The sequence below is a fragment of the Candidatus Nitronauta litoralis genome, from assembly GCA_015698285.1.
GTDB lineage: Bacteria > Nitrospinota > Nitrospinia > Nitrospinales > Nitrospinaceae > Nitronauta > Nitronauta litoralis.
Genome location: CP048685.1, coordinates 1,122,139 through 1,136,587 on the forward strand (window position 1 = coordinate 1,122,139; position 14,449 = coordinate 1,136,587).

General features: G+C 47.4%; 9 protein-coding genes. All 9 read left to right on the top strand.

The window, feature by feature from the left end:
• Window positions 1-235 precede the first annotated feature (235 nt).
• The 9 genes from G3M70_05080 (at window position 236) to G3M70_05120 (ending at window position 14,428) form a co-directional block, all read left to right on the top strand.
• The gene (locus G3M70_05080; GenBank protein ID QPJ61295.1) at window positions 236-2,872 is read left to right on the top strand and encodes an MMPL family transporter; all 2,637 of its coding nucleotides are present in this window, start codon (window positions 236-238) and stop codon (window positions 2,870-2,872) included.
• Between the two features lie 131 nt (window positions 2,873-3,003).
• On the top strand, window positions 3,004-4,254 hold the full coding sequence (locus G3M70_05085) for a beta-ketoacyl-[acyl-carrier-protein] synthase family protein (GenBank protein QPJ61296.1): 1,251 nt from the start codon (window positions 3,004-3,006) through the stop codon (window positions 4,252-4,254).
• Window positions 4,255-4,320: 66 nt separating this feature from the next.
• Window positions 4,321-4,584, top strand: a complete 264-nt coding sequence (locus G3M70_05090) for an acyl carrier protein (GenBank protein ID QPJ61297.1) — start codon at window positions 4,321-4,323, stop codon at window positions 4,582-4,584.
• Window positions 4,585-4,854: 270 nt separating this feature from the next.
• Window positions 4,855-6,450, top strand: a complete 1,596-nt coding sequence (locus tag G3M70_05095) for a Bd3614 family nucleic acid deaminase (protein QPJ61298.1) — start codon at window positions 4,855-4,857, stop codon at window positions 6,448-6,450.
• 801 nt (window positions 6,451-7,251) lie between these two features.
• Window positions 7,252-8,316 (top strand): hypothetical protein, encoded by a 1,065-nt coding sequence (locus G3M70_05100; GenBank protein QPJ61299.1) that lies wholly within the window; start codon window positions 7,252-7,254, stop codon window positions 8,314-8,316.
• A gap of 12 nt (window positions 8,317-8,328) precedes the next feature.
• A complete protein-coding gene (locus G3M70_05105) occupies window positions 8,329-9,090 on the top strand; it encodes a hypothetical protein (GenBank protein ID QPJ61300.1) in 762 nt (253 codons plus the stop codon).
• Between the two features lie 58 nt (window positions 9,091-9,148).
• Window positions 9,149-10,006: a DNA damage-inducible protein D gene (gene dinD / locus G3M70_05110; GenBank protein QPJ61301.1), complete on the top strand. Its 858-nt coding sequence runs from the start codon at window positions 9,149-9,151 to the stop codon at window positions 10,004-10,006.
• 1,934 nt (window positions 10,007-11,940) lie between these two features.
• On the top strand, window positions 11,941-14,154 hold the full coding sequence (locus G3M70_05115; protein QPJ61302.1) for a hypothetical protein: 2,214 nt from the start codon (window positions 11,941-11,943) through the stop codon (window positions 14,152-14,154).
• A gap of 67 nt (window positions 14,155-14,221) precedes the next feature.
• Entirely contained in the window at window positions 14,222-14,428 is a 207-nt protein-coding gene (locus G3M70_05120; protein QPJ61303.1) for a hypothetical protein, read from the top strand.
• Window positions 14,429-14,449: the final 21 nt, after the last annotated feature.

Here is a 14,449-nt window from a genome sequence, read left to right on the forward strand (position 1 = left end):
AATGCTGAACCAAAACCTGTCAGACCGTTTGCCCCACCGCAAGGTGGTCCTCCGCGGACTGCGAACAGGCAGTATGTTGTAATACGCTCAAAAATTAATGCTGAACCAAAACCTGTCAGACCTTTTGCCCCACCGCAAGGTGGTCCTTCCCAAGGGACTCAGGTTTCGCTATCATGGGGCCGCTTTTCGTCTTTTGAAATACTGGATGTTTTTACCAACCTGATATCGGACTCTGATGACTTCCCGCGGTAACTCCAACTCTCCCGACGAGTCTACTTCCACCCCATCAAAAGGATTTGGCGGCTGGCTGTTGTCCGCTTTCGATAAAATCGTGCTGGGACACCCGCTTGTCAGCATGATACTGGCGTTACTGTTCAGCGGATTTTTTCTCTACCAGTTTCCCAGTTTCAAGCTCGATGCTTCCTCTGAATCCCTGGTTCTCGAAAACGACGACGACCTTGCTTACTCGCGTCAAATAGCAGATGCCTACGCTACTGCTGAATTCCTCATCATCACCTGGACTCCAAAAGATGGCATGCTGTCGGAGGCCTCACTCACCGGCCTCGCCAATCTGAAAAAAGAACTGCTTGCCCTCGACTGGATCGAGTCGATCACCAGCGTGCTCGACGTTCCCCTGCTCGACAGTCCACGCATTACCTTCGGTCAACTCAAGGAAGGCACGCGGTCCATCGAAACCCATCCTGACGTCGACCGCTCGCTGGCGCTGAAAGAATTCAAAACCAGCCCGATCTATAAAAACCTGCTGGTCTCGGCAGACGGCAAAACCTCCGCCATCCAGGTCAACATCCGTCGCGACCAGAAATACGAAACCCTGTTGAACCGCCGTAATGCCCTGCGCAACAAGGAATACGCAGGCACCCTGACTCCTGAAGAACAGATCGAATATCAGAAAGCCAAGGCTGAGTTCAAGGCCTACCTCGCCATCGTCAACGTTCAGCAGGAAAAAAACATCCAGGCGGTGCGCGACATCATGGACCGTTACCGGGATGTCGCTGATCTTTTTCTTGGCGGTGTGCCGATGATCACGGTCGATATCATCGAATTCATACGGCACGATCTGATCACGTTTGGACTCGGTGTCTTCGCGTTTTTGATCTTTGCCCTGTGGTTCTTCTTTCGCAAAGTGCGCTGGGTGAGTTTACCGCTGGTGTGTTGCGGTCTTACGGCGCTGACCATGATCGGTTTTCTGGGTTTTGTCGACTGGCGGGTTACGGTCATTTCGTCAAACTTTGTTTCCATCCTCATCATCGTCACCATGCAGCTCACGATCCACCTGATCGTACGTTACGGTGAACTCAAAGCCGAGTTCCCGGACTGGGACCAGCGTCGATTGGTCCGCGAAACGGTCAGCTTCATGACACGCCCCTGTTTTTACACAGCCATCACCACCATCGCCGCCTTCAGTTCCCTGGTAGTGAGCGGTATCCGGCCGGTAATTGATTTTGGTTGGATGATGACCATCGGCATTGTATGTGGATTCATCCTGTCATTTGTACTGTGGCCTTCCATTCAAATGTTGCTGGCACCAACGAAAGCCGTTTCCGATCACGACATGACGCACGCTTTCACTCTTGGTATTGCAAGGGAAACCAAAAACCATAAAGGCAAAATTCTGTTGGCCGGTGCAGCCGCAACCATCTGGTGCGTTTTCGGGATACTGGATTTAAAAGTCGACAACCGGTTCATCGATTACTTCCGTGAAAGCACGGAAATCTATCAGGGACTGGAATTGATTGATCGACAACTGGGTGGCACCACTCCGCTGGAAGTGGTGATCAATCCTGAAGCTGACTATTACGAATACTTGAAAGAACTGGCGGCAGAGAAACCGGAAGACCAGTATGAAGACCCATTTGGTGATGGTGGAGATGAGTTCGAAGAAGATGAAGAGGGTTTTGACGACCCTTTCCAGGAAGCTAAACCCGACTCCACAGTCGAAAATTTCTGGTTCAACAATGACAAGCTGAGCGAAATCGAAAAGATCCACGACTGGTTGACCGCCCAACCTGAGATCGGAAAGGTGCAATCGATTGCCACCCTGTACAAAGTCATCCGCCATCTCAATGAAGGCGACAACCTTGATGATGCGGACCTTACGATTCTCAAACCCTTGCTGCCCGAAAACGTAAAAGAAGCCCTGGTCGATCCCTACCTTTCAGCCGATGCCAACCAGGCGCGTATCAACATGCGTATTGTAGAGGCCCATCCCGGTTTGCACCGCAAGGCACTCATTGAAAAGCTGGAACGCTATATAGAAGAAGAGATGGGCTACCCCCCCGACCGCTTTCGCTTCACGGGCATGGCAATCCTGTACAACAATATGCTGTACAGTCTTTACGATTCGCAAATCACCACGCTGGGCATGGTGTTCGTTTCCATCCTCATCATGTTCATCATCCTGTTCCGAAACGTAAAGCTGGCGATCCTCGCCCTGCCCCCCACAGTGCTGGCAGCGGGAATGATCCTCGGCCTCATGGGATGGTTCCAGATTCCCCTCGACATGATGACCATCACCATCGCATCCATCACCATTGGCATTGGGGTCGACGACACCATCCACTACATCCACCGTTTTCAGGAAGAGTTTGCAAAGGACCGCGACTACAAAAAAGCGATGGACCGCACACACGGTTCTATCGGCCGCGCGATTTACTATACATCGGTAGTCGTCACATTCGGTTTTTCCATTCTGGCCCTGTCGAATTTTATTCCGACGGTTTATTTCGGCTTGCTGACAGGGCTCGCCATGGTTCTGGCCCTGATCAACAACCTCACCCTGCTGGCCTTGCTGATCCTCACGTTTAAACCATTAGGTCCACCTTCCGGTGGGGGTAACGGGCAGACCGCTTAAGAGAAAACAATATTATTTGAGCGCATCGCCACATATCAGGCGTTGGCCTACTGGCAATCTGGTAAAAATCCCCACTTGAATTGTGGTGGCTCTGTCCTTTATAACTGTAGCTACAAACTAACCCTGTATTTATGACTTCGAATCTTCCCGACGAACAGCGAATTGTAATCACCGGCATCGGGCTGACGGCGCCCAACGGCGATTCTCTGCCCGAATACCGCCAGGCACTTCTGGACGGTAAATCCGGGGTGGTCCATTTTGAAACGCGCTACATGGGTCAGGTTCTCGCCGGGGTCTGTAATTTTGACGAGCTCAAATACCAGAAGAAGAAAAGCCTGCGACGTGGCACGCGCGCCGGATCGGTGGCCATCTACTGTTCGCGGGAGGCGGTAGCGGATGGCAGTATCGACTGGGATTCCGTCGACAAATCCAAAGTGGGTGTGTACATCGGGGTGACCGAACACGGCAACGTGGAGACCGAAAACGAGGTCTACAATATCTCAAAGTACGATTACGACACCAAGTTCTGGTCGCATCACCACAATCCACGGACGGTGGCCAATAATCCTGCCGGAGAGGTGACGCTCAATATGGGCATCACGGGTCCCCATTACACCATTGGCGCCGCCTGTGCGGCGGGTAATATGGGAGTGATCCAGGGGGCCCAGATGCTGCGCCTGGGTGAAGTCGATCTGGCACTTGCAGGCGGCGTATCCGAATCGATCCACACTTTCGGCATTTTCGCCAGCTTCAACAGTGAAGGCGCACTGGCCCAACACGATGACCCGGCCAAAGCCTCGCGTCCGTTTGATAAAAACCGGAACGGGATTGTCTGCTCCGAGGGTGGTTGTATTTATGTTCTGGAACGCCTGCCAGATGCACTCAAGCGCGGCGCCAGGATTATTGCCGAGATTGGTGGCCACGCCATTAATTCCGATGCGTACGACCACATTCTGCCGCATCCCGAACGACAGGCCGAGGCCATGCGGCTGGCTTTGGAGCGTGCCGGTATGAAGGCGAACGATGTCGACCTGCTCAGCTCACACGCCACGGCTACCCAGTTGGGGGATGTCCAGGAGGTCAAGGCCATCCGCGAGGTGTTCGCATCAAATTCGAGGATCAGGGTCAATAACACCAAAAGTTACATCGGCCACACCATGGGGGCAGCCGGGGTGCTGGAATTGACCGGAAACCTGCCTTCTCTGGAAGATGCGGTGGTACACCCCACCATCAACCTGGATGATCTGGACCCGGATTGCGAATTACCGGGACTTGTCGCCAATTCTCCCCAGAAAGTGGACCGAGTCGATGTTATAATGAATAATTCGTTCGGAATGCTTGGGATCAATTCGGTACTGATCGTAAAAAGATTTGTAAAATAATGGGCTTAACCCCTTGAAAATCACGCCGGTTTTGCCTAAAATCTGGTCCACTAAAGGAGTTTGTGGATGACGAGTGAAGAAGTAAGAAATTCCATTTTAAGCATCATCGCCGATATTGCCCCGGATGAGGACCTGTCGGGAATCCAGGATGAGGTGAAACTGCGCGACCAGTTCGATCTCGACTCTATGGATTTTCTGGATATTGTGATGGAGCTTAGAAAACGGTTTAATCTGGAAGTTCCGGAAGAAGACTACCCCAAACTGGTGACCATGAGCAGTTGCGTGGAATACCTGTCCCCCCGCCTGAAAGACCACCAGCCCGTCGGCTGACCCAAAAAAAGACATTTAGTTTTATTTTTCCAAGTGTGCTGGAAAGCTGCTTCTTCGTGCACAGAAGCAATAAACAGATTCCCGGATTCATTAGATAACGGATATTTATTTTTATTTAATTTCGATATCGAATGTACTATTATAAAATAATGTGTTAATTTTCAGATAGTTATTGCATTTCCCCTGCAAAACTGAGCCGCTATTCCTTAAAAAAACTTCCCTAAAGTAAATAATTGACTTTGTCCAAATTCATTACCTAAGGATGGACTAATGAACCTGCACGAATTGGCGCTATTAATTGCCCATTTTCTTAAAGCTAAAACGGGGCGAAATGTAACCATCCTCGTTCGAGTGGACAATAAGAGAGGTCATGGATGGAGTGTTGAGCTTGAGGGAGGAGCCCGATTCGGTCGAACCTCTTGTGTCCAGGCATTTCAGGCAAGAGCCCAAAAGCAATTTGCAGATTCGGATTACTACGCTTATTCCACGGCCAAACCGACCCGCATGTGTCTGGGAATGGCCATTCGCTGCCACACCACGCATTTTTTCTTCGTGGAAACCGGGCAGGTAAAATTCCTGACACCCGCCGACCTCAATCTCCAGTCAAAAGTTCTGACTCTAGCCCTGGCAGGAGTCACTGCTGATGGTTGGGATCCAGCCTGGGCCGAGGCGTATCCGAAAATTTGCACAGCTTTCGGTACACCCGCAACAGTTATTCGAGACAATGATATCAGGGGGATCCAAAAATGGATTTTTGAAATAGAACGCGTGGGAAAGATGGGACCATGGGTTCATGAAGTGATTCAAAGTCCATTACCCGTTTTTACTCCACCCAAATTGTCTTTCAAGCCCTCTGGAATAACGTCTTGCGAGGTGAGGAATCAAAGGGTACGCGATCATATCTTCATCGGCCTGGCTTTTGCCCTGTTACACGGGGCTCGAAATTCCGATGAATCGTCTCTGAAAGGGAAGAATATTGCCTGCGTCCTGGTGAGCCCAACAGGAACCATTTTGAGCTGGGGCATCAATGTCAATGAATCGAATTCCACACTGCACGGTGAAATTACCTGCATGCAAAGCTACTTCCATCGATACAAAAAAGTGGTGCCCGATGGTTGCACCTTATACACCACCCTGCAGTCTTGTGAGATGTGTTCAGGACTGTTGGTTACCGTTTGTCGGCACCTTCGCGTGGTTTACGCCTCAACAGATCCAGGACTTGCAAGAACTTCCCTGCAGGCAAGGTATTCCGGTTGCCGCGAATATTACTATGGTGGACCGGAATCTAACCCACTGGCACGAGCCCGGTTTCAACGCGCCATTGGCCGGGTGATGTTCAGAAATGCAGAACTAAAAGCCCGCGACGTATCGCGAGCTGTGGGTACTATGTCTGAAACACGCAGGCCCAATTTAGGGGCAGAACCCTTTCGAAGTCTTCCTGGCAAGTTAAAGGGCGATCTGGGAAGAAAATTTACAACCTGGAAAAGGGCTCGTATGGAGCGGACCTTTGAAGCTGTCTTACATCCTCACGTAATGCGTCTCGACCCATTATTGAGAGCGATGCCAGCCGCAATAACCAATGCCTTGGAAACCGGGCTGGTTGTTGGCAATATCCAGCATTTCCATAGACGGTTTATTGAATTGGGAATCTCTATTTATAATGTTGTTCAATACAATAACTTTATTGCTAACACTAATATCATGTATTGCCACATGGGAAACCCGGATTACAGATCAGTGCGGGAGCCCTATGACGAGGCAGTCAAACTCGCTCTTCTTAAAAATGCCGATGTCCTGGATTTAATAGCCTGGTTGCAGGGCGCTGAATTGTTGATAAAAATAACCGAAAATCCTCTGGAAAAATAAGACCTGCTCTATCAAGAAACTTTTTCAAAAAAATCACATAAAAGATAACAGCAAGGAGTTCCCACTTCCCTTCGACAGACTCAGGGTGACACACAAAATCAATGCAATGTCATTCTGAACGAAGCTTTGCGGAGTGAAGAATCTCGCCTTTGCTTTTGATTTTAGCGTTATGCAAAGGTCTTCCCCCTTCAAGAATGCTATTCGCGTTCTTGAATAGAAAAGGAGGGGATACAGGGGAGGTTGTATTCATGACCCCTCCCATACCCTCCACTTTCAAGGGGAGGGCTTTGCAAGTTAAAAATTTTTTGGAACAAAGTATTCGTCATTGCGAGGAGCCTTTGCGACGAAGCAATCCAGCCGGGCAACGCCCGGAGGAAACTGGAAAAATCTCTGGAACTACCTCTTCCTGAGAACCTTTCATAAGCACCTTTCAAAGGGAGAAAGTGAGGACGTCCCCCTTCCCTTCGGCAAGCTCAGGACAGGCTCCAGGCTCAGGGTGACACACAAAATCAATGCAATGTCATTCTGAACGAAGCTTTGCGGAGTGAAGAATCTCGCCTTGGACCTTGGTTTCAGGGTTATCCAAAGGTCCCCCTGATGGAAACCCCTCAAATTTACCCCTTCCCAAAATAAATTGCGGTTTCGATCCACTTGTCGGATAATACCCCTCAGATTATTTTTACCAGCTTATTGAATTTGCAAGCCCTGAAAATTTCACCAACCTGCCTGTTTTTCTGGATTTGTGGCCCGGGCAGTTTTTTTTGACCGATAGTTTTTTTAATTCCAACCTGGGGAGACAAGATGATAACCGATAAAAGCCCATCCACTAATCCGAAACGGCTACGAAAAAAAGCACTGGGGTTGCTCTGCACCCTCGTTCTGGCGGGAAGCCTTGCCATCCCCTCCGCATGGGGTGCGGAAGGCGATGATGAACGTCTGCAGGCTCTTGAACAAAGCAACCGGCAACTCAAAAAACAGGTTTCTCTTCTCCAAAAACAGATACAAACCCTGGCCCGGCAAAATCGAGCGGGTTTCAATTCTTCAGAGGGAACCAACGGCCAGACAAACCCGCCCGATATTGGGATCGTCCCCACTGCACTGGAGGCTAAAGTTCAGGCACTACAGATTCTGCTGAGTGGTGTGGAACGTAATGGGAACAGCCTGATTTTTAACGGCATGAACCTGGAAGTGAACAACGGATTGGGTGCCACTGACGGGCCGGTCAATGGTCTTGGCAATATCATAATCGGTTATAATGAGAACATCTTTCCTTACCTGGGAGACGGACCGTCTTCCCAGAAAACCGGTTCGCATAATCTGGTGGTGGGGAAGGGAAATAATTACATGAGCTATGGCGGGATCGTTTCCGGACTCAACAACTGGATCTCCGGAACCTACGCCACCGTCACCGGCGGAGAACGCAACCAGGCACTCGGCGGATTTTCTTCCGTCTTCGCCGGCAGTCTGAATCAGGCAGCCGGCCTGGGCGCGAGCGCAGGCAGTGGACAGGCCAACGCCGCTTCCGGCGCGTTCAGCACCAGCTTTGGCGGACTCCAGAACGTTGCCACCGGTGATTATGGTTCCAGTCTGGGCGGGTTACAAAACCAGTCCATAGGAAACTACAGTTCCACAACCTCCGGCTCCTTGAATACCGCGATCGGCGTTGCCAGTGGCATAACCGGAGGATTGAGCAACCAGGCCTCCGGCGACTATGCCAATGTTAACGGTGGACTCGAAAACAACGCAGGCGGTATCATCGGCAGTGTGGGTGGCGGACTCTTCAATTCTGCCTCGGGTGCCATTTCTCATGTGTGCGGAGGCCTGGCTCGGACTGCAGGAGGCACAACCAGTGTCCAATGTAGGTAAACAGGAATAAACATGCTGGAAAAGAAAATCATGATCGGAAAGAAAACGGCCATTAACATTTTCATGGCAATCGCCATGTTGCTTTTATTGCAGGTCCCCGTTTTTGCCGCCACCACGTTACAAACCGGGAACCTGACGCAGGATAAAAACGGCATCCACCTGAACGTGAACCAGGAACCCTTGAGCCAGGTGCTGCAGGTGATCGGTGAACAAAGCGGCATCGCCTTTTCCTACCCAGATGATCTCGCCGACACCCCTATGTCAGCAGATATTCAGAGTGAAAACTGGCAATCGCTTGTGACATCGTTGCTCGAGTATTTTTCCAAAATGGAATTCTGGACAGACGACCCCGCATCGAGTCGCGTAAAAATAGTCGGCCTCGGAGAATACGATCCCGGTGAAGCCACCGTGGCGCGCAGCAAACCGAAAGTCGTCGTCGCCCCCTCCGGCAAAAGTGATAAAACCAAATCGCGCAAAGACCGGAGACGTCGCGCCCGCGAATTAAAAAACTCCGATGAAATGAAAGAAGACCCGAACCATCCGCTGGCCAAACTGCCCGCGCATATCCTGATGGAACCGGGCATCCTCAACTATATCGTCGCCAGTAATGTGGATATACCCGAAGCCATTAAACGGAAATACGGACTGGATCGCGACGGATCCAACCTGCCGAAGAACTACCCCATCCCGCCGCATATCCTGCACGACCCCGCCCTGGAAACGTTTTTAAACGAAGTCGGCCTCCCCATGCCCCCCCAATTCCCGGATCAGTAGCTAAAAATTCATTTGTTTGAAAAGATTGATAGAGAATTCTGAAAGGAAAGTAAATGATATGAAACATGAAACCATAGTCACACTCACTGGAACCTTTGAAGCCCACGCTCAGGAAACCGATGACGGAGTCGAATTCTGGCTGGCCAGAGATTTACAGCATTTACTCGGTTATTCCAAGTGGGAAAACTTTATAAACGTTGTTTCTAAAGCGAAAACCGCATGCGAGGTGTCCGGACACGAGATTCTGGACCATTTTCCTGACATCAGGAAAATGGTCGATCTGGGGTCTGGGAGCCAACGGGAAATTGATGACATCATGCTCACCCGATATGCCTGCTATTTAATTGCTCAAAATGGTGATCCCAAAAAAGAGCAGATTGCTTTCGCCCAGAACTATTTCGCCCTTCAAACCAGAAAAGCAGAGTTGATTGAAAATCGATTACTGGAAACAGAGCGGGTATCTGCACGGCAAAAACTGACTTCTACAGAAAAGGATTTGTCCTCGGTTATTTTTCAGCAAACGGGAAGCAACAAAAACTTTGGAGTCATCCGTAGCAAAGGCGACCAGGCCCTGTTTGGCAAATCAACTCAAGTAATGAAATCCAGATGGAAAGTCCCCGTGAAGAGGCCGTTAGCAGACTTTGCGCCAACTATTGTGCTAAAAGCAAAAGATTTCGCGACTGAGATTACGATCCACAATGCCAGAGAGCATAAACTAAGCACCGAACCCGACATCTCGGATGAACACATAAAGAATAATAAGGCTGTTAGAAAAACATTACTTAATCGCGGTATTCGTCCTGAGGAGCTTCCCCCTGCAGAAGACGTAAAGAAGGTTGAGCGGAGGCTGGCATCTGAAGAAAAAAAATCTATGAAGAACCCTGATGCTCTGGGCGCAGAAGGGGACCAGAAGTAGAGTGATAAAAAAAGGAAAACTCAAAATATAAACAACAAAATATGTTTTCTTTATGAAAATTTGTTTTTTCGGGAGATCGAGTTGTGATTAAAGGTAGCCTATATCCCTTGGAATTTTTAAAGGAAGACATTAAATCTCAAGAGCTTTGGACTCAGCTGCAAGTAGATACAATTCAAAACTTTCAGAATAAGCTAACTGAAGTCTTTCAAAAGTTCCCAACGGATGGAAATGCAAACGAACCTACGACGGAAAGGGATTTAATTGATCCTGTTATTGAAGCTTTGGGATGGTCTGAATATTTAACACAACAGACCACGTCCAAAAAAGGAAGATCAGACATACCTGACTATTTACTGTTCCCGGATTCTGAATCGAAAAAAAAGGCTAATAAAGAAAAATCCCAATCCAACAGATATAAGTTCGGGACGGCTATCCTTGAAGCAAAAGCCTGGAATGTTCCTCTGGATCGCAAATCATCAAATATAGAGGATGATCAAAGGATTCCTTCAAACCAGATTCTGCGGTACATGTCTCATGCGGAAGTCCAGTCTGATAGAAAGATTAAATGGGCGATACTGACAAACGGCCGACTTTGGAGACTCTATTTCCAGAACGCAAAATCACGATCTGAGGATTTTATTGAATTTGATCTTCCCAAGATCCTAGGAATACCCGGATTTGAGCCAGACCTCTTTGAAACCCCGTTATCCAAGGAGCAGGACTGGGGCAAGGTTTTCTATCTACTTTTCCATTCAAATGCTTTTAACATTTCATCTCCGCAAAATGAAACCTTTCATGAATCCATTCTTTCCAAAAGCAGGTTTTGGGAAAAACAGGTTGCAAAAGATCTAAGCGATGTCGTTTTTGAAACAATTTTCCCCGAGCTGGTTAAAGCGATTTATGCACATGATCCTCAAGCCCCGGATTCTCCCGACCCTGATTATCTGGGCGAAGTCCGCGACGCGGCCTTAACACTTCTATACAGACTCTTATTTATTTTATATGCTGAAGACAGGAACTTACTCCCTGTCACCAATGAAAAATATGACGACTACGGTCTGAGAAAAAGGGTCCGGATCGATATTGCAGAGCGTTTGGATGCTAAAGATACTTTTAGCTCTACTCAAGATGATTATTTCAGGAAGACATCCAATATTTTTAAATCGATTGATCGAGGAGACTCTTCCATCGGTCTTCCACCTTATAACGGTGGTTTGTTTAATAGAGAACTCAGCCCAATCTTAAACCGAACAGAGATTCCCGATTCAAAATTCGCTCCTCTTCTAGACGGCCTTTCCAGAATTGAAGAAAATAACAAAAGGCAGTGGGTAAATTATCGAGACCTTTCGGTACAGCAATTAGGGTCAATATATGAACGCTTGTTGGAATTTGAACTGTCTCTGGATGAGAACAAACAGATTCAGGTTCTTCCAAATATATTTGCACGCAAAACAACAGGTAGTTTCTATACCCACGAGGACCTCGTTCAACTGATCATCGACAAAACGATTGGGCCCTTGATAGATGAAAAGCTGGAAAAGTTTCGGGTAAACGTTGATGAATTGAAAAAGAAACGAAAACCCAAGAAAGAAAAGATCAGGGAACTTCAACAATATGATCCCTCAGTTTCCATTCTCGATTTGAAAATTTGCGATCCAGCTATGGGAAGTGGCCACTTCCTAGTGTCTCTTGTAGATTATCTCGCAGACAAAATTCTGGAATCTCTTGTCGAATCGGAGGAGGCCGTCACTTGGGCGGACAAGGAAAACCCCTACCAATCCCCCCTCATCAACCGAATTCAGGATATCAGGAACAGAATCCTGAGGCAGGTAAAAAAACAGGGATGGACCATTGATGAGGATCAACTGGATGACCGTCATATCATCAGAAGAATGATTTTGAAACGGTGCATATACGGAGTGGATAAAAACCCCATGGCTGTGGAACTGGCCAAGGTTGCCCTTTGGCTCCATACCTTCACAGTGGGTGCACCCTTATCGTTTCTCGATCATCATTTACGATGTGGCGACTCCCTGTTTGGTGAGTTCATATTTGATGCAGAAGGATATCTTAGAGAACATACTTCTTTAATAATTGCACAAGAAGTAATAAAAGCACGATTGGGTGCGCAAGGTATGGCAAAAATCCAACAAATTACTGACGCGGAAATATCCGAAGTTCAAGAATCAGCTTTAACTTTCAAAGAAGTGGAAGAAACCACCCGACGCTTGGATCGCTTCATAGGAATTGTTCATGCAATTCGTTGGCTGTCTCAACAAAAAAAGGAATACAAAACAATTTTTAAAAATCTTTTAGATTCATTCTATGGGGATCCAATAAAACTGGCCTCTGGTGAAGAAACATTTCCAGAGTCTGCGCCCTCTCTTGCACAAGAATTTTGGAATCAAATAAAAATTTTAATCGAGGAAGAGCGTTTCTTTCATTGGGAAATAGGGTTTCCCGAGGTTTGGGATAATTGGGAAAGTCCGGATCCCACCGGTGGATTTGATGCGGTGATTGGGAACCCGCCCTGGGATCGGATCAAGATGCAAGAGGTCGAATGGTTCGCGGCCCGCAAACCAGAGATCGCCTTGTGCGAAAGAGCGAGTGATAGAAAGAAAAAAATCAAAAAACTTAAAAAAGACAAACATCCCATGTGGCAGGATTTCCTGAAAGCCTCAGAAAGAGCCGAAGGCACATCTGCTATGGCTAGGAAAGGTGGCCAGTATCCACTGCTTTCTGTTGGGGACATTAATATTTACTCTCTGTTCGTGGAACGCGCTCACCGGCTAGTGAGCAAGACCGGGCTGGTTGGTTTTTTAACGCCGTCGGGTATTGCATCAGATAAATCCGCCAGCGAATTCTTCAAATCCATTTCCACCAGTGGTCGATTGGCAGGGCTCTTTGACTTCGAAAATAAGAAAATATTTTTCCCTGATATTCACGCTTCATTCAAATTCTGCGCTTACATTGCCGGGGGCAATAAACGGACCTTTCCTGAAACGCAAATGGCTTTCTTTCTTCACGCGACTGATGAAATTAACGACCCGGATAGATGCTTTCCCATGAGTCCGCAGGATTTTAATCGCGTAAACCCAAATACCGGAACGGCACCAATTTTCAGAACACGTCGGGATGCGGAAATAACCCGGCGGATTTATGAAAAATTCCCCGTATTGAATCACCACGAAAAAGGAAAAGTCTGGCCGATAAAATACTCCACCATGTTTCACATGACCAATGATTCGGACAAGTTCAAAACCCGTGAAGAATTAGAGAGCGAGGGATTTTACCCGGTGGAAGGCAACAAACTGAAGAAAGGGGAAGAGGAGTTTTTACCGTTGTATGTTGGAAGGATGATTTATCAATATAATCATCGTGCGTCCTCTGTAGAAATTAACGCAAGCAATATCCAAAACGTAGCAAATAGTCGTGAGACTGAAATGCAAGATTTGGTAAATCCTGAGTATTATCCAGACCCTCAATATTGGGTAAGCAAAAATGTAATAAGTCCGAGTTTAAAACTTAAATGGCATTTCTCTTTTAGAGATGTTTCAAATCCAACCAATGAAAGGTCATTAATATCAGCTATAATCCCCAATTATCCAGTGGGAAATACACTACCAATTCTGATCCCAGAAAATGAAATAGATTTAGACAATTTCTTTATTATTGTTCAAAATTTGATTGGAAATTTCAATTCCTTTGCTTTTGACTTTATTGCCCGACAGAAAATGCAGGGCCAGCACATAAACTGGTACATCCTTGAACAAATTCCAGTTATTCCGAATAAACTGTTTTCAACAATGTTTGGGGATAATTCAGCCCGAGAAATAATCCATGAAGAAGTTTTGAGGCTGACCTACACTGCCTGGGATTTAAAGGATTTCGCAAAAGACATGGGCTATGAAGGCGAGCCCTTTATCTGGGATGAGGAAGATCGAATTCACAGAAAAGCCCGGCTGGATGCCCTGTTTTTTCTACTGTACCGACTTACCGAGAAGGATGCAGACTACATTCTGGAAACGTTTCCTATTGTAAAAAGGGAAGATGATGCAAAATATGGGAAGTATCGAACCAAAGAATTAATCCTGGCCTATATGCGTGCATTAAAGGCCGGAGATACCGATTCAAAAATAATCATATAATATTTTTAATCCTAGGCATCTATTTCACCATTAGTTTTTTTTCTACGGGATTGATGAAGGAGTTGGAATGAAAAATATTGATTTGGGGCAATTGGAGAAAATTGAATTGAGGAAAGCCTGGAGCAGTGAAGCCAGTGATTTCACTCCCTGCCTCGCGGAGGAAAAAAGTTTACGACTCCTTGGCAATACAGTTGGTATTGATGAGTTGGAACTAACCGGTCAGGAACAAAACGTAGGCCCTTACCGTTTGACTATCCGTTCAATTGCCCTTTAACCTGATTGCAGAGATATCCAC

Coding starts and splice junctions, on each gene's coding strand:
- G3M70_05080 (QPJ61295.1), top strand. CDS start 236: ATGACTTCCCGCGGTAACTCCAACTCTCCCGACGAGTCTACTTCCACC.
- G3M70_05085 (QPJ61296.1), top strand. CDS start 3,004: ATGACTTCGAATCTTCCCGACGAACAGCGAATTGTAATCACCGGCATC.
- G3M70_05090 (QPJ61297.1), top strand. CDS start 4,321: ATGACGAGTGAAGAAGTAAGAAATTCCATTTTAAGCATCATCGCCGAT.
- G3M70_05095 (QPJ61298.1), top strand. CDS start 4,855: ATGAACCTGCACGAATTGGCGCTATTAATTGCCCATTTTCTTAAAGCT.
- G3M70_05100 (QPJ61299.1), top strand. CDS start 7,252: ATGATAACCGATAAAAGCCCATCCACTAATCCGAAACGGCTACGAAAA.
- G3M70_05105 (QPJ61300.1), top strand. CDS start 8,329: ATGCTGGAAAAGAAAATCATGATCGGAAAGAAAACGGCCATTAACATT.
- dinD (QPJ61301.1), top strand. CDS start 9,149: ATGAAACATGAAACCATAGTCACACTCACTGGAACCTTTGAAGCCCAC.
- G3M70_05115 (QPJ61302.1), top strand. CDS start 11,941: ATGGCTGTGGAACTGGCCAAGGTTGCCCTTTGGCTCCATACCTTCACA.
- G3M70_05120 (QPJ61303.1), top strand. CDS start 14,222: ATGAAAAATATTGATTTGGGGCAATTGGAGAAAATTGAATTGAGGAAA.